Here is a 20,279-nt window from a genome sequence, read left to right on the forward strand (position 1 = left end):
GCATGTCCCCTACATCTCCTCGTCGATCTCTGCGCGGCAAGCGCTGCGCGTAAGTCATAAGAATTTGCTGTCGCGGCGAATTTGATTTCTTGTTGGACGCGCTCCCGTCAGGTTTTGCACACTCGGCAAATCGGTCGAGCCACGCGCATCGCGTGTCGTTCGGCCTCCCGATTGTCGAAACCGATGGAATGCCTCATGACTGTGACAGCCCCCCGCGCCCAACTCTGCATCTGGACGAGTATCGATCCGGCCTTCGAAGCCGACTTCAACCGCTGGTACGACCGCGAACACATGCAGGAGCGTGTGGCGATACCGGGCTTTCGATTCGCGCGTCGCTTCAAGGCCATGCACGACTGCGCCCGCCCATATCTGGCGCTCTACTGCACGCAGGACGCCGACGTCTTTACGAGCGAGCCTTACCGCCGGGCCTTCCACCATCAGACAGCGTGGTCGTTGCGCAACTTCGCGCGTATGCAGGGCACGCAGCGCCGGGTCGGCACGCTCGAGATCGAGGCGGGAGAAGGTCAGGGCGGCATGCTTGCCGCATTCGTGTTGACCGAGACGGCGGTCGCGCAGGCCCGCTCGCGTTTGCACGCGCAGCTCGCCGAACTTGCACAGGGCGACGGTATCGTGCGTGCCACGCTACAGGTCACCGTGCCGGCGCTGTCCGTCTCGCTCACCGCCACGGACGCAGCGCTGCCGCCTGCCGATGCCGTTGTGCTGATCGAAGGCGTTGATCCGGACGCCGTGGGCACTGCCGCACAAACGCTGGCCGCCGCCTATGGCGTGCCGGCCAGCGAAGTCACCCGCTTCGCCATGCTGTGGCGTCTCGGCGCCAACGACGACTGACGTCTCGCCATCCTCTTGCGAGACCCGGTTATCCGGCGAGTCTCGCGCATATCTCTGGAGACCTCCATGACCACGTATTCCGACACGCGCGACGCGCGTGAAGCCGCCGTTACCGCCACCGGCCAGCAGCGCCCGAACAAAGGCCGCCTCGCGACGGCCAGCATGGTGGGCACCACGCTCGAGTGGTACGACTTCACCGTGTACAACACGCTCGCGGCCCTGGTGTTCAATCACCTGTTCTTCCCGTCGGTCGATCCGTTGGTCGGCACCATCCTTGCCTTGTCGACCTATGCCGTGGGCTATGTGTCGCGGCCGCTGGGCGGCTTCGTGTTCGGCAATCTCGGCGACAAGATCGGACGGCGTGCGGTGCTGGTGCTCACGCTCGTGGTCATGGGGCTGACCACCGGCCTGATGGGCTTGTTGCCGACGTACGCGTCGATCGGAATATGGAGTCCGGTGCTGTTGGTCGCATTGCGCTTCGTGCAGGGGGTCGCACTCGGCGGGGAGTGGGCCGGGGCGGTGCTGCTCTCGGTGGAGCATGGCGATCAGCGCAAGCGCGGCCTGAACGCGTCGTGGACGCAGGTCGGTCCGTCGTTCGGCACGTTGCTCGCCACCGGTCTCATTGCGCTCATCACGCTGTCGATTTCGCCCGACGACTTTCTCGCATGGGGCTGGCGCCTGCCGTTCCTGCTGAGCCTAGTGCTGGTCGGCTTCGGCCTGTGGGTGCGTCGAGGCGTGGAGGAAACGCCGATGTTCGAGGCGATCCAGCAATCGGAGCGTCAGGCGGAGATGCCCATCGCCGACGTCTTCCGTTCGCACTGGCGCAATCTGCTCGTGGCCGGCGGTTCGCGCATCGGCTCCGACGTGCTCTATGCGCTGATGGTCGTCTTCACGCTGACGTATGTGACGGGCACGCTGCACCTGTCGCGTCCGCTGGCGCTTACGGCGGTGCTGTTCGGCACGGCATGCAATGCACTGACCGTGCCGCTGTTCGGTGCGCTCTCGGACAAGCTTGGCCGTCGTCCGGTGTATGGATTCGGCGTGCTGTGTGCGGTGATCTGGGCGTATGGCTTCTTCGTGCTGCTCGATACGTCCCAACCGGTGCTGATCGTGTTGTCCGTGATCGTCGGATTGGTGATCCACGCGATCATGTACGGCCCGCAGGCGGCCTTTGTCACCGAGCAGTTCCCGACGCGCGTGCGCTACGCCGGGTCGTCGCTCGCCTATACCCTCGCGGGCATTCTCGGAGGGGGATTTGCGCCGCTCATCATCGTGACCCTATACAAGACGTACGGCACGACACTCTCCGTATCGCTGTATGTCACGGCGGCGCTCACCGTCACGGCCATTGCACTTCTCGCCGCTCGCGAGACGGCGCACCAGCCGCTCAGAGACTGAGCGACTCGGTATCCGTACCTGCATCGTCACGGCACGCGTTGGGGCGTGCCGTGCAAAGCAAGCCGTTGTACAGAAAATCGACGGCTTACTTGGGTGTCGTCCAGACGACGTTCGCACCCACCGAGCACAGATTCTCCACAAAACGCGGATGCGCGCGCCGGATCGGGTCGGCGTTCTTGATCGTCGACTGACCGTCGATGCTCGCCGCCACCATGAGCAGCGCAATTGCCACGCGAATGATGTACGGACTCTCGACGACGGCCGGCGTGAGCGGCACGCCGCCGAACGTAATCAGGCGATGCGGATCGGACTGGAACACATGCGCGCCGAACTTCGACAATTCGGTCGACCAACCCATTGCGCCGTCATAGACCTTGTTCCAGAACATGGCGCTGCCCTCGGCTTTCACGCCCAGTGCGATGAAGATCGGCAGCAGGTCGACCGGAAAATACGGCCACGGCGCGGCTTCCACCTTCGTCAGGATGTTCTGCGTGAACGGCGTTTGCACCTTGAGCTTGCCTGGCGCCGTGGCGGTCGACCAGCCGTCGCGGTGTTCGACCTTCACGCCGAACTTGGCGAACGTGCGGTCGATGAGCGGGAACTGGTCCGGCGCGGTGTTCTTGACCGTGATTTCTCCGCCGGTGATGGCGCCGAGCGCCAGGAACGTCGTGATCTCATGGAAGTCTTCCGCAAAACGGAATTCGCCGCCGCCAAAGCGCTCGACGCCTTCGATCGCGAGTTGCGACGTGCCTAGGCCCTCGATCGGCACTCCCAGCATCTGCATGAAGCGGCAGAACTCCTGCACATGCGGCTCCGACGCCGCGTTGTTCAACTGCGACCGGCCCTTGGCGGTTGCCGCGCACAGCACGAAATTCTCCGTGGTCGTCACCGACGCGTAATCGAGCCAGTGATGGATGGCGGGACGTGTTTCGTCCGCGTGAATGAGCAGCGAGCCTTCAGTGCGCTCGACGCGTCCGCCGAAATGGCGCAGCACTTCGATATGCGGATCGATCTCGCGCACACCCAGCGTGCAGCCCTTGACGTTGTCTTCGATGCGTGCGACGCCGAAACGCGCGAGCAGCGGTGGCACGAGCATGATCGACGAACGCATTTCTTCCGGCAGATGGTCGGTGCGCGGGTCGAACTGGGTACTGTGGTGGTGGATGTCGAGCGTGCCGGCATCGAAATCGACGCTCACCTCGCTGCCGAGTTGACGAAAGATGTCGAGGATCTTGCGAACATCGGTGATCTCGGGCACGCCGATGAGGCGCACTGGCTGATCGGTGAGCAGCGTGGCGCACAGCACCGGGAGAACGGCATTCTTGTTGGCGGAGGGGGTGATGCGGCCGCGTAGCGGCTGGCCGCCGTGGACTACCAGATCGGACATGGGCTTCCTTCGGGCTTCGCGCTTTCTTGCGTCAAGCGGGGGAGGGTGAAAATGGCAGGCGGGCCGCAGGCCCACCGCAAACAGGCGCAATATACCCCCGATTGGGGGATGTGCGCCACGCAACGCCCAACGCCGTGGCGGGATTGCCGCGAGGCTTGACGGGCGACAGCGCAGTGTGTCGCGTCAACCAGCGTTGCCCGATGGGCAGGGCGCTCACCGTGGTGCGGGCGCAAACGCCTCGGCAAAGATGGCGCGGAAATCGGGAGTTTCGGCAGCCGCGGCGCGGGCGAGCACTCGCGCTTCGAGTTCGTCGAGATGCGCGGTCGCGAGCGCCATCGCGGCGAGCGCTTTGCCGTCACGCAACTGGCTCACGAGTTGTGCGTGCTCCGTCGGTGCGCAATGCATGAACTCCGCCGGGTCGTATAGCGCCTTGTAAAGCTCCGTCTTGGCGACGAGCTGGCGCGCAAACGTGTCGAGTTCGGCGCTATCCGCCATGCCGATCAACTTCAGGTGAAACTCGCCCGCAAGACGTATCGAGCGCTCATGCGTGCCTTCGGCATGGGAGCGGGCCTCCATGGCGACATGCGCGTCGAGCATCGCAAGCTGCGACGCGCTCAAATGCCCGCAAAGACTCGCAATCACACCGGATTCCAGCACGCGCCGAGCGCGGTACGTCTGACGGATGTCGTCGAGCGACGGTTGTGGCACGAAAGCGCCCCGGTTGGGTTCGAGCACCAGCTTGCCCTCAAAGCCGAGCCGGGCGAGCACCTTGCGCACCGCGCCGCGCGTGCAATCGAGCGCCTGAGCCAGATTGCGTTCGCGCAGCGGCATACCTGGCCGGAGCTTGCCCGAGAGCAGCGCCTGCGAAATGGCCTGGTAGACACGTGCCTCGATCTGCTGCCCCGCGCTGCCCGGCGTGTCGTCGCCACCGGTTGGCAGATCCTGGGCCGCATCGTGAGCGTGGGTTGGCTCGGTGCGGGACGCGTCGCGCGGCGACGCTGGTGCTGCGGTGCGGCTCAAGCCCGATCTCCTTGAAAATCGCGGTTCACGTACATGTGGGGCGCATTGTACCCGGCCCCTTCGCCCCCGGCGCTACCTCCCGGAAAACCCTCGGTGTCGGCCGTCCCGCCATCTCGACCTTGCATTTCGATCCATCGTTGCCGATAATGGTCAACAAAAATGGTTAATCATTTTGTTGTGTTTGGTTGATGATATGCAAATCGATGAGGGTGTGCTATCGCGCCGGGCATGAACGAAGTGGTCAAGCCATTGGGGGCCGCCGCAGTCCCATTCGCGCGGCCGACCTTGAAATCCCTTTGGGTCTGGAGACGTTATGAAACCTGTGCATTGCCTGGCCGCGCTTCCTGTCGCGGCTTTCTACAGCGGCGGCTGGCTGGCCGAACATCTGGGTGCTCGGCTGGCGGGTCTGCCGTTCCTCATGACATGGAATATCGTCTGGTTGCTGCTCACTTCAGTGGTCATGGGCGTGATGTTTCATTTCGACGGATCGCGCGAGGCCGCGCGTGACGTGGCGAAGGCGGCGCGCGCACCCGTTGGAACTGACGGAGCTGCGTCATGAACGCTGCGCTCGCCGTTATCGTTGCGTTTCTCGCATTCGCGCTCTTCGTGGGGTTACGCGCTCGTCGCGGGCGCACGATGAGTCTGGAGCAGTGGGCTGTGGGCGGTCGCGGCTTCGGCACGCTGCTCGTCTTTCTGTTGATGGCGGGGGAGGCGTTCTCGACCTTCACGTTCCTCGGCGCGAGCGGATGGGCCTACAGCAAGGGGCCGCCCGCGTTCTACATTCTTGCCTACGGCGCGCTGGCGTATTTGCTTGGCTACTGGATGCTGCCGGCCGTCTGGCGTCACGCGATGCGGCACGGCTGTGTTTCGTTCTCGGACTTCTTTGTCAGTGCGTACCGCTCGCGAGCGCTCGGTGTCGTCGTCTCGCTGGTGGCAGTGCTCGGCATGACCGCGCTGCTGATCATTCAGTTGCGCGGACTGGGCATCATCGTGTCGGAGGCGTCGTACGGCACGATTACGCCGGCGGTGGCGATCTGGTGCGGTGCGATTGCGATGGTGCTCTACATCAGCGTGTCGGGCATTCACGGTTCTGCAAGCATTGCCATATACAAGGACATCTTGATTCTCGTGATCGCAGTGTTCCTTGGCGTCTATCTGCCGCTGCATTACTTTGGCGGCTTCGGCGAGATGTTCGCGCGTATCGACGCGTCGCGTCCCGGCTTTTTGCAGATGCCTGCGAGCGGCCTGACGCTTTCCTGGTACAACTCGACGATCCTGCTCACGTCGCTCGGCTACTACCTGTACCCCTATGTGTTCACGTCCGTGTACGCGGCCAGGACCGAGGGTGCCGTGCGCAAGAACACGATCCTGATGCCTCTCTACCAGATGGTCATTGCGTTCATGTTCTTCGTGGGGTTCGCCGCGATTCTGCAAGTGCCTGGTTTGACCGGCGCAGATTCGGATCTCGCGTTGCTGCGCATTGTGAAGCAGACATTTTCTCCGTGGTTCGTGGGCGTGATTGGCGGCGTCGGGGTGTTGACCGCGCTCGTGCCGGGTTCGATGATCCTGCTCAATGCGTCGACACTGATTGCGAAGAACATCTACCGCGACGGCATTGCGCCGCAGGCGAGCGATGCCGTTGTCGGTAAGCTCGCCAAGCGTGTGTTGCCGGTCTTCGGGCTGGTGGCGGTGGGCTTCGTGTTGCGGGGCGGGGCGACGTTCGTGGCGCTGGCGCTTTTCGCTTCGAGCCTGCTTACGCAACTGTTCCCGTCGTTCGTGTCCAGCCTGTTGCCGCGTCCCTTCGGCAACAAGTACGGTGCATTCGCGGGGATCGGCGCTGGCGCTGTCGTGCTGGCGGCGGCCGTTGGGTTCGACGTCAACCTGCGCACGCTGCTTCCTGGCGTGTCGGATACGGTCGCGTCGATCAACATGGGACTTGTGGCGCTCGCCGTGAATGCGGTGACGTTCGTGGCCGTGAGTGTGTTCACGCGTTCGCGCAACGTTGCAGCAGGCCTCGCGCAGAGCACCTGACCGGGGCGGCGGTGACATCGAAATTGCGAACGTCACTGGCAGGCGGCACCCCGCGAGCGAGCGCGGCGTGCTGCCGATTCACTTCATCACGGAATTGAGGAAGGCATGACAACACTGGAGATTCGCAACGCGCGGGACATGAATGGGGCGACGATCGACATACGCGTCGAGCATGGGCGGATCGCTGCGCTCACGCCGTCGCTGCCCGAGGTGCGCAACAATGCCGCGCGTCAGATCGATGCGTGTGGCGCATTGCTGCTGCCCGGTCTGGTCGAGTCGCACACCCATCTGGACAAGACCCTGTGGGGCATGCCGTGGTACGTCAACGCGTGTGGCTCGCAGCTCATCGACCGAATCGACAACGAGCGTCAGTGGCGCGCCGAGCGTGGACACGACGCCGGGGCGGCGTCGCTCGGCCTCGCGCGGGCGTTTCTCGCGGCAGGTACCACGCGGCTGCGCACGCACGTCGACATCGATACCGACGCGGGCCTGCGCCACCTCGACGGCGTACTCGCCACGCGCGACCGGCTGGCGGACACCCTCGACATGCAGATCGTAGCGTTCCCGCAATCGGGGGTGCTGGATCGCGCGGGCACCGTGGCGTTGCTCGACGACGCGCTTGCGCGGGGTGCCGACGTGCTCGGCTGGCTCGATCCGTGCGCCATCGATCGAGACCCGAAGGCATCGCTCGACGCCATGTTCGCGCTGGCCGACCGGCATGGATGTCCTGTCGACATCCATTTGCACGAGCCGGGCGAAATGGGCGTGTTTACGCTCGACCTGATGCTCGAGCGCATCGACGCGCTCGGCATGCAAGGCAAGGTCGTGGTATCGCATGGCTTTTGCCTGGGAGAGCTGGAGCCGGCGCGTGCCGATGCGATGCTCGCGCGTCTGGCCGACGCCGGCGTTGCGCTCATCACGACCGCGCCGCCGTCGCGCGCTGTGCCGCCGCTCATGGCCTGCCGCCGTGCGGGCGTTCCGCTGGCGGGCGGCAACGACGGCATTCGCGACACGTGGACGCCGTACGGTTCGCCCGACATGCTCGAACGCGCGATGATGATCGGTCTGCGCTACAACCTGCGCCGCGACGACGCGTTGGAGATTGCGCTCGATTGCGTCACCGCTCAGGGGGCGAGGGTGTGCGGATTTGACGACTACGGCTTGCATGTGGGTGCTCGCGCCGATCTGGTTTTGGTCGATGCCGTGAATGCTGCGCAGGCCATCGCCACACGTGCGCCGCGTCGATGGGTGGTGGCGAACGGTCATATCGTAGTGAGCGAGGGCGTTGCCGTATGACCCTCTGGCTGGCCATCGTTGCGATCGGGTTGACGCTGCGGCCGACGCTCACATCCATTAGTCCGCTGCTGCCGCAAATCCGCGAGGCGACCGGGATGACCTATCCCGTGGCGGCATTGCTGACGTCGTTGCCGGTGTTTGCAATGGGCGCGGGCGCGTTTGCGGCAGACGGACTGGCGCGCCGCTTCGGCGAGCGTTGGGGCGTGCTGGTGGGGTTGGCGGCGCTGGCGCTCGCCTGCGGGGCGCGCTTCGTCGCCGACGATACGCCGACGCTGCTCGCCACAGCGCTCGTGTCGGGCATTGGCATCGCGATCATTCAGGCCCAGTTGCCCGGCGTGGTGAAAGCGAACTACAGCGCTGCGCGCATGACGGCGATGATGGGTCTATATTCCGCCGCGCTCATGGGCGGAGGCGGGCTTGGGGCCGCGGCGAGTCCGTGGGTGGCGTCCGCGACCGGCGATTGGCGCGCCGGGCTGGGGATATGGCTTGGCGTGGTATGCGCTGCCGCGCTCGTTTGGTGGTGTACGCCGTTGGTTCCGGCGGCGCGATCGGCGGTGACCACGGCGGCTCACCTGCGGGCCGCGTGTCTGGCCGCGAGCGAGCGCGTCGCGCCGGTGGCGGGCAGCGTTCCGTCCATGTTCGCACTGTTGCGCAAGCGTCGTGCGTGGACGCTCGCTGTCTATTTCGGATTCATCAACTGCACCTATACGACGATGGTTGCGTGGCTGCCGCCGTACTATCAGCAGCATGGCCTGAGCCCGACGCGCAGCGGCGCCTTACTGGCGGGGATGACGGCATGTCAGGTCGTTGCGGCGTTGACGCTGCCGTGGCTTGCGCGCCGCAATGTCGACCGCCGACGTTGGCTTACGCTTGCGCTTGCCGCCACGGTGGGTGGTCTTGTCGGGCTGTCGGTCGCGCCGGACGTCGCCGCATGGGGGTGGGTCGGCGCCATCGGGTTCGGATTGGGTGGCACGTTCTCACTCGGGCTCGTGTTGGCGCTCGATCACCATGCCCATCCGGGTCACGCGGCGGCGCTTGCCGCGTTCATGCAAGGCGTAGGCTTTTGCATCGCCGCGCTGGCGCCGTTTGCCGCCGGTGCGGTGCTTGCCGAGACGGGCAGCTTCATTGCGTCGTGGATTGGACTCATCCTGCTCAACGTGGCGCTGATCGCGTTGACATGGTGCTTCGATCCCGGCGGCTATGCGCTGGCACTCGGTTTATCGCGCGGCCCGCTTCAGCGTGTCTGACGTGCACGCTGCGCATGAGAGACGGCCTTGCCGCAGGCAAAATTCATGCGGAGTCCCTACGCAATCCGCGCTAAGATGGTTCATCGTGAGATGTCGCAGCGGGACTTCGGCGCGAGGCCGTTGTTCCTGGCCGCATGGGCTGAAGGGGTGGAGTGGCTGAGTGGCTGAGGGTTGCCTGAAGGCAAGGGAGAATGGATGTTCGGAGAGTCGCGCAGCGTTGTGAGTCGAACATTCGGGACGATGCTTGCCGCGCTTGGTGCCTGCAGCGTAATGGCGTTGTTACTCGTTTTGTTCCCTTTGTCGGCGGTGGCTGCCGACACGATGGTGCCGGGCAATCCGGTGCCGAAATCTGCGTCTGTCCCTGCTTCCTCGCCGAGCGCGCGTCCTGAGTCGAGGGCGTCGTCGCTGACGGGGGATGACTTGCGGGTGTTGCGTGGCGATGGCGCGTACGCCGATCTTCATGTTTTTCGGCCGGCGTCTGATTGTAGTGGCGTGGCGATATTGAGTCCTGGTGCGGGGGATGATCGCGATGCGCTTGCGTGGCTGGGGCGAGCGCTTTCGGGGTATGGGTGGTTGACGGTGACCATGGCGCACAAGGAAAGCGGGCATGACTCCTTGCGTGATCGGGTGCGCAGCGGCGGATTGCGTGATGGTTTGTTGGTGCTCACTACGGATCCCGAAGCGTATGTTGACCGACTGGAGGACACTGGGGCGGCGTTGCGTTGGGCGCGGGCGCAGTGTCGGACTGGGCCGGCTGTTTTCGGGGGGCATTCCATGGGGGCGGCCGTGGTGATGATTGAAGCGGGGGCAAAGAACAGGTTGGGTGTTGCGAGCGGTGACCGATTCGACGGTTACATAGCGTTTTCGCCGCAGGGGTCGGGGCGGATCTTTCCTGCGGGGGCGTGGCGTGAGATTCGCAAGCCGGTGTTGTTGGTGACGGGTACGCGTGACGAGCCGCTTGATGGCCGATGGCAGGCGCGTACGGAGCCGTATGCGGACATGCCTGCGGGGTGTCACTGGCTAGCGGTGGTTGACGGTGCGACGCATTTCAACTTTGCTGGATTCGGGTATGGGCATGGGGACATCGAGGCGAGGGTGTTGCCGGTGGTGCGGCGTTTTCTTGACAACTTGCGTGCACATCGATGTGTAGCGCCGGCGCCTGAGGTTGGTGTGAAATTTGATGCGAAGTAGGGCAAGTGGGCGGGGGGGGGCGTGTGAGCGGGAATGTAGCTGAATTGGGTTGAGACAATTGGGAATTGTGAATAGGGAATTGGGGCACGGGCAGAACGGGGGAGGTTGACGAGATTGAGGAGACGGACCGGAGGCCCCTTTTTGCAGCGAGTTGGGTTTATGTCTGAGCGGCGGAAAGGGGCCTCTGGTCCGTCGGGGTTGTAATCGGGGAGGGGGGGGGGGCGGTGGGTGGGGCGGTGGCATGCTGATGGGGTGGGTGGGAAAGTGGTTGGAGAGGTGGTTGGAGAGGTGGTTGGAAAAGTGGCCGGGGAAGCGGTCCGAGAAGCGGGTGAGAAGCCGGTGAGAACGCGGGTGAGAACGCGGGCTGGCGGATTGAGACGGGTTGAAAATGGAGTGAAACCTTTCCATTTTGCGGGTTGGTCACAAATCGTCACAAATTTGTAGTGGGAGTGGGGCAGCGTCGGGGCGGACGATTGAGGTAATGTGAGTGCCCGCTTCGAAGGTTTTGCCGATGTATCTTTAGTCAATCGGTAAATGAACGGGTAAAATTGCGCGTTCGGCGCACGCTGGCTACGGTTGGCACGCGCATTACATGCCACTTCCCACTGCCGATGGAATTCTTGGTCAACACGGTTTCCCGCATGACTTCCCGACGTGCCTTGCGTCTGGCGCTGGCCAGCGTGCTCAGTTTTTGCGCGCTGGTTTCTGGCGCGGCGCATGCCTTCTCGTTCGACGACGTTGCGAAGCAGGCCCGCACGCTTGCGAACAGCCGCTACAAGCCGAAAGATCCGAATCTACCCAAAGATCTGCAGAACCTTTCTTACGATCGTTACCGCAACATTCGCTTCAAGCCTGAAAAGGCATTGTGGCGAGCGCAGAAGCTGCCGTTCGAGCTCATGTTCTTCCACGAGGGCTCTTACTACGATCGTCCGGTCAAGATCAACGAACTGGTGGGCAACAGCGTGCGCGAATTGCGCTACCACCCGGACATGTTCGATTTTGGCGCATTGAAAGTCGATCCGAAGCAGCTGCGTGGGCTGGGATTCGCGGGGTTCCGCGTCCATTTCCCGGTCAACACGCCCAAATACAAGGACGAAGTCATGGTTTTCCTTGGCGCGAGCTATTTCCGCGCCCTGGGCAAGAACCAGACGTACGGCCTGTCCGCGCGCGGGCTGGCGCTCGACACAGCGCTCAATTCCGGCGAGGAGTTTCCGCGCTTCACGGAATTCTGGATACAACGTCCCGCGCCGGGCGCCAAGGAACTGGTCATCTACGCGCTACTCGATTCGCCGCGTGCGACTGGCGCGTATCGGTTTGTGCTGCGCCCGGGCGTTGACACTACCGTGGACGTAAAGGCCGAGCTCTTCCTGCGCGAGAACGTTACCAAGCTGGGCATTGCGCCGCTCACGAGCATGTTCTTCTTCGGTGAGAATCAGCCGGCGGCGGTGCCCGACTACCGTCCTGAAGTGCATGACTCCGACGGTCTCTCGATCCAGTCGGGGACTGGCGAATGGATCTGGCGTCCGCTGGTCAATCCGAAGCGTTTGCTCGTATCGTCGTTCTCATTGTCGAATCCGGGGGGATTCGGGCTCGTGCAGCGCGACCGCGACTTCGGCAACTATCAGGATCTGGACGATCATTACGAATCCCACCCGAGCGCCTGGGTCGAACCCAAGGGTAAATGGGGGCAGGGCCGCGTGGAACTGGTACAAATTCCGACGCCCGACGAAACCAACGACAATATCGTCGCCTATTGGGTGCCAGATGCACCGCCCAAGCCCAAGCAGCCCTATACGATCGAATACCGGCTTTCGTGGCAGAAAGACAATGACAAGCGCCCGCCGACGGCGTGGGTGTCGCAAAGCCGGCGTGGGCATGGCTACCGGGGAAAACCGGACGACAGTCTGTTGTTTGCGCTCGATTTCGAGGGCCCGGCGCTTAAGAAACTGCCAGAAGATGCCAAGGTCGAAGGGAACGTATCCATCGACAGCAATGGCAAGCTGCTTGAAGTCCAGACGCAGCGCAATGACGTCACCGGAGGCTATCGCGTCATGCTTCGCATGCGCCGCCTCGATTCCGAGAAACCCGTCGAAATGCGCGCTTACCTGCGCAACGGCAGTAACACCCTATCCGAAACGTGGAGCTACCTGTTACCCCCCGAGTGAGCGATCGCGCCGACATTCCCGTCGACGAGTTGTACGTCGACCGGCTGCCGCTGCCCGCCGAGAAACGCCGCGCCCTGCTCGCGCAAGCGAGGCGTGACGGCGGCGATTCGCTCGACGTTCTCACCCGCTTGCAACGCCTGCTCGCCGCGCGCGTCGCGAACGGCGCGGTGGATGGCGTGTCTGCGCCCGCCGATACGACTGCGGAGGTTGCCAGCACGGTCGCCTCCGAAGCCCCCGGCGGCGCCTCGCAGCCCGACGCACCTGCCGCCGCCGCCGTGACGGCAACAGCGTGGCATGCCCCCGATATCGCCGAAATCGAATCCGACAGCGATGCGGTACTCGCCTCGCAACCGGCGCGGCTTGCGTTGACCGAAGGCGGATCGCTCGCCGCCGCCGTCGGATTGAACGAGGTGCGTGGCGTGCAGACGTTGCGCGTCGCGCCGCCCGTGCGCCGCACGTCGCTGATTCCGCGTGTCTGGTCGCTCAATCCGCTCGCACGCCTGTGGCGCGCCCTGACGGGGCGCAAGGACCCCGAACCGCTCGTGCGCGATGCACCCGATCCCAAAGGTCAATGGTCGCAAGCGGGGCGGCGCCGTCGCTGGATGCTGCTCACCCTGATGATCGCGCAGACGGCGTTGGCCACGCATTTCATGGCGTCCGTGCTGCCGTATCACGGCGCCGATCCGCTGGAATTTGCCGTGCTGGCGCTGTTCGTGCTGCTCTTCGGTTGGGTCTCGGCGGGGTTCTGGACCGCGATCTTCGGGTTCTTCGTCCTGCTCTTCGGCGGCGAGCGTCACATGATCTCGAAGATGGCGGCAGGCGACGCGCCGATCGCCCCCGATGCACGCACCGCCATCGTCATGCCGATCTGCAACGAAGACGTCGGCCGCGTCTTCGCCGGTTTGCGTGCGACCTACGAATCGCTTGCAAAGACCGATTCGCTCGAACGTTTCGATTTCTTCATCCTGTCCGATTCGAACGAGGCCGACAATTGCACGGCCGAAGTCGATGCCTGGCAGGCGCTGTGTCGCGAGGTCGACGGCTTCGGCCGTATCTTCTACCGTCGTCGCAAGCGCCGCGTGAAGCGCAAGAGCGGCAACCTCGACGACTTCTGCCGCCGCTGGGGCAACGACTATCGGTACATGATCGTGCTCGACGCGGACAGCGTCATGAGCGGCGAGTGTCTGACCAAGCTGGTGCGCATGATGGAAGCACACCCGAGTGCCGGCCTGATACAGACGGCGCCGCTCGCCGCCGGGCGCGAAACGTTCTATGCGCGTTTGCAGCAGTTCGCCGGACGGGTGTACGGCCCGCTTTTCACCGCCGGTCTGCACTACTGGCAATTGGGCGAATCGCACTACTGGGGCCACAACGCGATCATTCGCATGAAGCCGTTCATGGCGCATTGCGCGCTCGCCCCGCTGCCGGGCAAAGGCGCAATGTCCGGGGCGATTCTCTCCCACGACTTCGTCGAAGCCGCGTTGATGCGGCGTGCCGGCTGGGGGGTGTGGATCGCGTACGACCTGCCCGGCAGCTATGAAGAGATGCCGCCGAACCTGCTCGACGAACTCAAGCGCGACCGCCGCTGGTGCCACGGCAACCTCATGAATTTCCGGCTGTTCCTCGCCGAGGGCATGCATCCGGTGCACCGCGCCGTGTTCGTCACGGGCGCAATGGCCTACGTTTCCGCGCCGCTGTGGTTCATCTTCCTCATCCTCTCGACGTGCCTGCTCGCCAAGCACACCCTCGTCGTGCCCGAGTATTTCACGGCCCCTCGACAGCTTTTCCCCGTCTGGCCGGAGTGGCATCCCGAACGCGCACTGGCCTTGTTCTCGGCGACCGCAACGCTGCTCTTCCTGCCGAAGATCCTGGCTGTCGTACTGATCTGGGCGAAAGGTGCCAAGCGCTTCGGCGGCGCGTTTGCGCTCACCGTGAGCATGTTCATCGAGCTCGTCTTCTCGGCCGTTCTCGCGCCCGTGCGCATGCTCTTTCACACGCAATTCGTACTCGCCGCACTCACTGGCATCGCGATTCAATGGAAATCGCCGCCGCGCGAAGACGCCGAGACCCACTGGGGCGAGGCGATTCGACGTCACGGTCTGCATACGCTGATCGGGATGGGGTGGGGCGCGCTCGTCTACTGGCTCAACCCCGACTTTATCTGGTGGCTGATGCCGATCGTCGGGTCCATGATGATCTCGATTCCCGTCTCCGTGTTCTCCAGCCGGGTGTCGCTGGGGCGCGGCCTCAAGCGTGCACGATTGTTCCTGATTCCGGAGGAGTCGTGGCCGCCCAAGGAACTGCGCATGACGCAGAAGTACACCGAAGCGTCGCGCAGACATGTCGACTTCGTCGATGCCGTGGTCGATCCCGTGGCCAACGCCATGATGGCCGCGAGCGTGGTGCCGACCCTCGACGATCCGAAGCGCGATGCCGTGCGTGCCGGCCGTATCGAGACCGCGTTGTTCAAGGGACCGGCGAGACTGACGAACACGCAGAAATGGGAGTTGCTCAACGATCCGCGCGCGCTCGCTGCGCTCCATCTGCTGGTGTGGACCGATCCGCGCGCGCATCGCGATTTGCGCGATGCGCGCGCCCACGGCCTGGCGCAGGGCTTCCTCGCGTCAGCCTGAGCGATCCGTCACGCGCGACCGACGCCACGAAATGAAAGCACGGCAAGGCATCGCGCCTTGCCGTGCTTTTGCTTTGGCGGTACGCGTTCGCCACACCGATACGGTGCGAAACGTTGCAATACGTTGCGATACGGAGCCAATTAGCGCGACGGCAGGAAGTCGCGAGGATTGAACGGCGTGCCCTTCTGACGCACTTCGAAGTGCAGCTTGACCGTGCCGTGCGAGTCGGTGTCGCCCATTTCGGCAATTTTCTGCCCCTTGCTGACCGACGCGCCTTCCTTGACCAGAATCGTGCGGTTGTGGGCGTAGGCAGTGAGGTACCCGTTTTCGTGCTGCAACATCACGAGGTTGCCGTAGCCACGCAAACCGCTTCCCGCATACACGACCTTGCCGGCCGCCGCCGCATAGATCGGATCGCCTGCGTTGCCGCCAATATCGACACCCTTGTTGCTGCTGCCATTGAAATTCGCCAGCACCGGGCCGTTGGCGGGCCACACCATCGGAATTTTGTTGGTTGCGATGCGGGGCGCGGCGGGCACGGGGGTACGCTTGGGCGCAGTCCGATCGGGCGCCCGCGATCTGGCGCTGTCAGACGACGAACTCCCGCCCGACGAGGCGCTGGACGACCCTGCGGGCGGAACGACACGCAGCACCTGACCGACCTCGATCTTGTCGGGATCCGTCAGACCGTTCCAGCGCACGAGATCGGCGGCACGGGCATTATTGGCGCGCGCGATGCCGTAGAGCGTGTCGCCCGACTTCACCCGGTAGCTTCCGGCCGGCACCGGGCCGTAGGTCGGTGAGCCGGCGCAAGCGGCGAGCGTCGCACAAACAGCCAGGCTGAGCGCGTGCGTGCGCCAACGGGTGAGCCAGCGCAATTGGCTTGACGTACGAACTTCAGATTGCGACGGCGAGGGTCGCATGAGGCGGGTAGGCTCCATCCGTAGGCAGGTTAGAGGCCCAATGGTGGTCGCGTGGCGTGCGGCGGACACGTGCATTTGAAAATGCGCGCCGTCGTCCGCGCCGTAATGCGCGCCGTAATGTGCACCGTAATGCGCACCGAATAGGGGAAAACACCCAGAAACGGCTTCGGACATCACAAAACGCGGGCCGCACGCGCGACAACAGCATGAGCGCGGGATAAAACGCCCATTGTACGGGCAGTGACCTCCGCTCGGACACCCGAAGCCCGCCCAAATTCCTCGCCGATGGCGGAAATGATTACCGGATTTGCGGCATTTCCCCTGTTGACAAGCGCCGAGTCTACACGTATAAAACGAATTGCAGATTGTCAAGCCGCGAAGTTGTTGTCAGACGTAGTTTTCCTGCTTCTCGCTGGTTTCTAGTCCTTCATTTTCCCTTGATTGTCAGCGCTAGAGGGGTCATTTCGACCCTGGGCTATTGTTTTATTAGGAAAAAACATGGAAACCGGTATTGTTAAGTGGTTCAACGACGCAAAGGGCTTCGGCTTCATCACCCCGGACGCCGGCGGTGAAGACCTGTTCGCTCACTTCTCGGAAGTGAAGGTTGACGGCTTCAAGTCGCTGCAAGAAAACCAACGCGTGTCGTTCGAGGTCAAGACTGGCCCGAAGGGCAAGCAAGCTGCGAACATCAAGCCGATCTAAGCGGCTTATTCGCTTTCACGTGAGACCGCTTCTGCACTAGTGCAAGGCGGTTCCCCGCGAACAACAGGCCCGATGGCGCAAGTCATCGGGCCTGTTTGTTTTTGATTCGCGTAGATTCTCATGAGACGTGCACGCGAACGCTGTCACCGTCACGGTTCGACGCTACAATGCCTGATCGAATTCCCGTTCGCATTCTTCCGAGGCAATCATGAGCCTGCAAACGTGGTGGCTGTACGTGGTCACCGTTTTCTTCGTCTCGGCGACGCCGGGGCCGAACATGTTGCTCGTCATGACGCATGGTGCGCGTCATGGCTTGCGTCCGTCGCTGGGGACGATGGCCGGTTGCATGGCGGCACTCATCGCGATGATGTCGATTTCGGCGGCCGGCCTGGGCGCGGTGCTCAAGGCATGGCCGATGCTCTTCGACACGCTGCGCTACGCCGGCGCGGCGTATCTCGTCTACCTCGGCTATAAGAGCTGGCGCTCGCCGGTGGATACGACGCAAGCCACAGCCGATCTCGGGGCGCCCACATTGGCGGCCGACTCGAGCTTCGGCAAGCTGTTCAAAGCCGGCTTCCTGGTCGCCGCAAGCAATCCGAAAGCCATCCTCTTCGCGGCGGCGTTCCTGCCGCAGTTCATCGACCCGACAGCCGCCAAGTTGCCGCAGTTCTCGATACTGCTCGGCACGTTCGCGGTGATCGAGGTGAGCTGGTACATGGTCTATGCCACCGGCGGCCTGCGCATCGCACCGTACTTGCGCGAAGCGCGCGTGCTCAAGGCGTTCAATCGCGTCAGCGGCGGCGTGTTCATGGGCTTCGGCGCACTGATGGCAGCAGTGCACCGCTGATCTGGCGAAGTACGCAGCAACGGCGTGTGGGAACGCCGGGGGGCAGAATGAACGGCACGGGGAGCCGTCATTTCTTGCGCTGGAGCACTCAATATTTCCGGCCAGCGACCGTTAACGCTCATGACCGGATGCATGCGACGGCGAGTGAGCACCGACGGGCGCTCGTTCGCGCCGGTGATGCCCGTGAGGCATTACGCGTTGCAGAGGCCATATTTCGTGCGGCGCGCGCCGTCTGGCGCGGTCGCGACGCGGACAATTAGAAGATCAGGTATGGAAACGACAGAACCGCAGGTGATACCGGCGCCCACGGAAGAAGAATCCCAACTGCACGACTCGTATCGCATCGGCAATCCTCTGGAGATTGGCGGCGTGCTGCGTCATCTGGCGACGCGCGGCGATTTCATGACGGTGTACTTCGCGAACGGCCAGCGTCAACTCGTCACGCGCCTGCTCAAGGTCGAGCCGCAAGCCCGCGGCTTCTATTTCGACTGGGGCGGCGTGGAGACGGAGAACCGGGCGCTGCTCGCCAACAAGCGCGCACTATTTGTCGGCGTACCCGAAGGCATTCAGGTGCATTTCCCCATCGGAGATGTCGAAGAGCGCGAGTTCGAGGGATACCCGGCGTTCTATTCGTCGTACCCGGAGACGCTCGTGCGGTTGCAGCGCCGAGATTACTTCCGGGTAAAGACGCCCATTCTCGATCCGTACCAGTGCACGGTCAAATTCCCCGACGACGTGCCGATGCGCCTGTCGGTGTTCGACCTCTCGCTGGGTGGCCTTGGCTTGCGCACGAAGGCCGGTGCGGCGACCGAGATTCCGAAGGGCTCGATGCTCATGCACGCCGAGATCGAATTGCGCGACTACGGCACCGTGCAGGTGGACCTGGAAGTCTGCGCCATTCGCACCGTGCCGCTCGCGAAGGACGTCGAGTATCACATCGGCTGCCGCTTCATCGCGCTCTCGCGTACCGCCGAATCGCGTCTGCAAAAGCTCATCACCCAGCTCGAACTCAACCGCAAGGCATTTGCACGCGGCTGAGCGTTCGACGCGGTCTCGCGTTGCCGCCGGTGTCAGCCCGGTGCGTGAATCCGCAGCTAAGGTATCGTGTGCAGCCGTCGCAGCAAATCAGCCCGCCGTTGGCATCTCGGCTTCCCGCAACTGCCCGCGTCGGGCATATGACGCGCAGTGCGTTTTCTGCCTAGCGGCATCACGGGAATCGATCGCGTATCAGTCGTGGTCATGTTGCACCGCTACGTCGGATGCCTCGCCGCCTGCTTCGTGGACGCCATCGGGATAGATGCGCACCAGCACAATGCGCGGCCCCTGCATTTTCTTCACGACGACCGAGAAGCCATCGAAGTCGACCTTCTGGCCCTCGTGAGGCAGGTAGCCCAGGGCGTCCATGATCAAGCCGCCCACCGATTCCGCGTGCTCGCTCGGGATGACGAGACCCAGCGCCCGCTCCAGCGTCAGGATGGGCAGGCTGCCGCGCCCGATGAGCGTGCCGTCTTCCATGTGCGTCCAGTCGTCTTCCGTTTGACGGAATTCGTCGCGGATCTTGCCAACCAGTGCCGAGAGCAGGTTGTCGAGCGTCAGGAAGCCGATAGGTTTCTGATCGGGCCATCCAACGATAGTAAAGTGCGGTGCGCCTCGGCGAATTCGGCCAAACAGCTCGCGCGCGGGCATGTCGGGCTTCACGCGCTCGACCGGCCGCACCATGCTGCCGAGATCCTCGATGGACTGGCCATGGTGCTCCGCGAGGAACAGATCTTTCAGATGCACCACGCCGAGCACGGTTTCGCCGTCGTCGCCGAAAAACGGGTATCGGCTGTAACGGTGACGATACGCCGTATCCATGTTCTGGGCGAAGGTGACATTGCGCCGGAAAGCGGCGACTTCGCTCATCGGATGCATCAGATCGGACACCGTCAGGTCGCTGAAATCGATGGCGTATGCCACGACGTTCCAGTCGTCGCGCGACAGCTTCTCGCTCGACGCGCCCCGGCGCATGATCAGTTTGATTTCGTCGGCCGAGTAATGCGCGTCGGTGCCGTGAGACGGGTCGAGGCCGGTCCAGCGCAGCAGGCGATTGGCACTGTGGTTCAGGATCCAGATCACCGGATACATCAGCCAGTAAAAGGCGTAGAGCGGCGCGGCCGTCCACACCGAGACGGCTTCCGGCATGCGCAGTGCCATCGACTTCGGCGCGAGTTCGCCCACGACGATGTGCAGATAGGAAATCGTGAAGAATGCGATGAAGAAGGCGAGCGCGTGAATCAGTTCCGGCGAACGGACCCCCAGCATCTCGAATATCGGCGTGAGAATGCGGGCGAACGCAGGCTCGCCGATCCAGCCCAGACCGAGCGAGGCGAGCGTGATGCCAAGCTGGCACGCAGAAAGGTAAGTGTCGAGCTGGCCATGGACCTTGGCCAGGATACGGCCGCGCCAACCGCGTTGGCGGGCAATGACATGAACGCGCGTCTGGCGCAGTTTGACGAGGCCGAATTCCGCCGCCACGAAGAAGCCGTTAAGCAACACCAGCAGGATCGCGGCGACGATCAGTAAGAAGTTTTCCAAGATGTATGAAATG

Annotated in this window: 16 protein-coding genes; 12 read left to right on the top strand and 4 right to left on the bottom strand. The window is 63.5% G+C overall.

Going from position 1 to position 20,279, the window contains the following annotated elements:
* Positions 1-195: 195 nt before the first annotated feature.
* Complete coding sequence (locus ACE3UG_RS15390; protein WP_374625361.1) at positions 196-849, top strand: hypothetical protein; 654 nt, start codon at positions 196-198, stop codon at positions 847-849.
* Positions 850-915: 66 nt separating this feature from the next.
* On the top strand, positions 916-2,247 hold the full coding sequence (locus ACE3UG_RS15395; protein WP_374625363.1) for an MFS transporter: 1,332 nt from the start codon (positions 916-918) through the stop codon (positions 2,245-2,247).
* Between the two features lie 85 nt (positions 2,248-2,332).
* Here ACE3UG_RS15395 and ACE3UG_RS15400 read toward each other — a convergent pair whose 3' ends face one another.
* A complete protein-coding gene (locus tag ACE3UG_RS15400; protein WP_374625365.1) occupies positions 2,333-3,634 on the bottom strand; it encodes a UDP-N-acetylglucosamine 1-carboxyvinyltransferase in 1,302 nt (433 codons plus the stop codon).
* Positions 3,635-3,847: 213 nt separating this feature from the next.
* Positions 3,848-4,654, bottom strand: a complete 807-nt coding sequence (locus ACE3UG_RS15405; RefSeq protein ID WP_374625367.1) for a GntR family transcriptional regulator — start codon at positions 4,652-4,654, stop codon at positions 3,848-3,850.
* Positions 4,655-4,967: 313 nt separating this feature from the next.
* Here ACE3UG_RS15405 and ACE3UG_RS15410 point away from each other — a divergent pair, with 313 nt between their 5' ends.
* The 7 genes from ACE3UG_RS15410 to mdoH all read left to right on the top strand — a co-directional run bounded on the left by ACE3UG_RS15410 (position 4,968) and on the right by mdoH (position 15,217).
* Positions 4,968-5,213 carry a DUF3311 domain-containing protein gene (locus ACE3UG_RS15410; RefSeq protein WP_374625369.1) on the top strand — a complete coding sequence of 82 codons (246 nt, stop codon included), beginning with the start codon at positions 4,968-4,970 and terminating at the stop codon, positions 5,211-5,213.
* Complete coding sequence (locus tag ACE3UG_RS15415; RefSeq protein WP_374625371.1) at positions 5,210-6,685, top strand: sodium:solute symporter; 1,476 nt, start codon at positions 5,210-5,212, stop codon at positions 6,683-6,685. Before ACE3UG_RS15410 ends, ACE3UG_RS15415 begins: the two co-directional genes overlap by 4 nt.
* A 105-nt stretch (positions 6,686-6,790) precedes the next feature.
* A complete protein-coding gene (locus tag ACE3UG_RS15420) occupies positions 6,791-7,981 on the top strand; it encodes an amidohydrolase family protein (RefSeq protein ID WP_374625373.1) in 1,191 nt (396 codons plus the stop codon).
* Entirely contained in the window at positions 7,978-9,228 is a 1,251-nt protein-coding gene (locus ACE3UG_RS15425; protein ID WP_374625375.1) for an MFS transporter, read from the top strand. The genes ACE3UG_RS15420 and ACE3UG_RS15425 overlap by 4 nt, the downstream gene beginning before the upstream one ends.
* 240 nt (positions 9,229-9,468) lie before the next feature.
* On the top strand, positions 9,469-10,419 hold the full coding sequence (locus ACE3UG_RS15430) for an alpha/beta hydrolase family protein (RefSeq protein ID WP_374625377.1): 951 nt from the start codon (positions 9,469-9,471) through the stop codon (positions 10,417-10,419).
* Between the two features lie 641 nt (positions 10,420-11,060).
* Positions 11,061-12,584 carry a glucan biosynthesis protein G gene (locus ACE3UG_RS15435; RefSeq protein WP_374625379.1) on the top strand — a complete coding sequence of 508 codons (1,524 nt, stop codon included), beginning with the start codon at positions 11,061-11,063 and terminating at the stop codon, positions 12,582-12,584.
* 74 nt (positions 12,585-12,658) lie between these two features.
* The gene (gene mdoH / locus ACE3UG_RS15440) at positions 12,659-15,217 is read left to right on the top strand and encodes a glucans biosynthesis glucosyltransferase MdoH (RefSeq protein ID WP_374625493.1); all 2,559 of its coding nucleotides are present in this window, start codon (positions 12,659-12,661) and stop codon (positions 15,215-15,217) included.
* Between the two features lie 140 nt (positions 15,218-15,357).
* Here the strand turns inward: mdoH and ACE3UG_RS15445 are convergent, their stop codons facing one another.
* The gene (locus tag ACE3UG_RS15445) at positions 15,358-16,140 is read right to left on the bottom strand and encodes a peptidoglycan DD-metalloendopeptidase family protein (protein WP_374625381.1); all 783 of its coding nucleotides are present in this window, start codon (positions 16,138-16,140) and stop codon (positions 15,358-15,360) included.
* 498 nt (positions 16,141-16,638) lie between these two features.
* Between ACE3UG_RS15445 and ACE3UG_RS15450 the strand changes: the two genes are divergently transcribed.
* The 3 genes from ACE3UG_RS15450 (at position 16,639) to ACE3UG_RS15460 (ending at position 18,727) form a co-directional block, all read left to right on the top strand.
* A complete protein-coding gene (locus ACE3UG_RS15450) occupies positions 16,639-16,842 on the top strand; it encodes a cold-shock protein (RefSeq protein ID WP_010805153.1) in 204 nt (67 codons plus the stop codon).
* Positions 16,843-17,050: 208 nt separating this feature from the next.
* Positions 17,051-17,689, top strand: a complete 639-nt coding sequence (locus ACE3UG_RS15455) for a LysE family translocator (protein ID WP_374625384.1) — start codon at positions 17,051-17,053, stop codon at positions 17,687-17,689.
* Between the two features lie 270 nt (positions 17,690-17,959).
* Positions 17,960-18,727: a flagellar brake protein gene (locus ACE3UG_RS15460; protein WP_374625386.1), complete on the top strand. Its 768-nt coding sequence runs from the start codon at positions 17,960-17,962 to the stop codon at positions 18,725-18,727.
* Between the two features lie 189 nt (positions 18,728-18,916).
* Here ACE3UG_RS15460 and ACE3UG_RS15465 read toward each other — a convergent pair whose 3' ends face one another.
* A complete protein-coding gene (locus tag ACE3UG_RS15465; RefSeq protein ID WP_374625388.1) occupies positions 18,917-20,266 on the bottom strand; it encodes a hemolysin family protein in 1,350 nt (449 codons plus the stop codon).
* Positions 20,267-20,279 lie beyond the last annotated feature (13 nt).

It is taken from the genome of Pandoraea sp. (assembly GCF_041919235.1).
GTDB lineage: Bacteria > Pseudomonadota > Gammaproteobacteria > Burkholderiales > Burkholderiaceae > Pandoraea.

What these genes read in the sequence shown, in the direction of transcription:
- ACE3UG_RS15390 (WP_374625361.1), top strand. Translation starts at nt 196, where the DNA reads ATGACTGTGACAGCCCCCCGCGCCCAACTCTGCATCTGGACGAGTATC.
- ACE3UG_RS15395 (WP_374625363.1), top strand. Translation starts at nt 916, where the DNA reads ATGACCACGTATTCCGACACGCGCGACGCGCGTGAAGCCGCCGTTACC.
- ACE3UG_RS15400 (WP_374625365.1), bottom strand. Translation starts at nt 3,634, where the DNA reads ATGTCCGATCTGGTAGTCCACGGCGGCCAGCCGCTACGCGGCCGCATC.
- ACE3UG_RS15410 (WP_374625369.1), top strand. Translation starts at nt 4,968, where the DNA reads ATGAAACCTGTGCATTGCCTGGCCGCGCTTCCTGTCGCGGCTTTCTAC.
- ACE3UG_RS15415 (WP_374625371.1), top strand. Translation starts at nt 5,210, where the DNA reads ATGAACGCTGCGCTCGCCGTTATCGTTGCGTTTCTCGCATTCGCGCTC.
- ACE3UG_RS15420 (WP_374625373.1), top strand. Translation starts at nt 6,791, where the DNA reads ATGACAACACTGGAGATTCGCAACGCGCGGGACATGAATGGGGCGACG.
- ACE3UG_RS15425 (WP_374625375.1), top strand. Translation starts at nt 7,978, where the DNA reads ATGACCCTCTGGCTGGCCATCGTTGCGATCGGGTTGACGCTGCGGCCG.
- ACE3UG_RS15430 (WP_374625377.1), top strand. Translation starts at nt 9,469, where the DNA reads ATGCTTGCCGCGCTTGGTGCCTGCAGCGTAATGGCGTTGTTACTCGTT.
- ACE3UG_RS15435 (WP_374625379.1), top strand. Translation starts at nt 11,061, where the DNA reads ATGACTTCCCGACGTGCCTTGCGTCTGGCGCTGGCCAGCGTGCTCAGT.
- ACE3UG_RS15445 (WP_374625381.1), bottom strand. Translation starts at nt 16,140, where the DNA reads ATGCGACCCTCGCCGTCGCAATCTGAAGTTCGTACGTCAAGCCAATTG.
- ACE3UG_RS15450 (WP_010805153.1), top strand. Translation starts at nt 16,639, where the DNA reads ATGGAAACCGGTATTGTTAAGTGGTTCAACGACGCAAAGGGCTTCGGC.
- ACE3UG_RS15455 (WP_374625384.1), top strand. Translation starts at nt 17,051, where the DNA reads ATGAGCCTGCAAACGTGGTGGCTGTACGTGGTCACCGTTTTCTTCGTC.
- ACE3UG_RS15460 (WP_374625386.1), top strand. Translation starts at nt 17,960, where the DNA reads ATGGAAACGACAGAACCGCAGGTGATACCGGCGCCCACGGAAGAAGAA.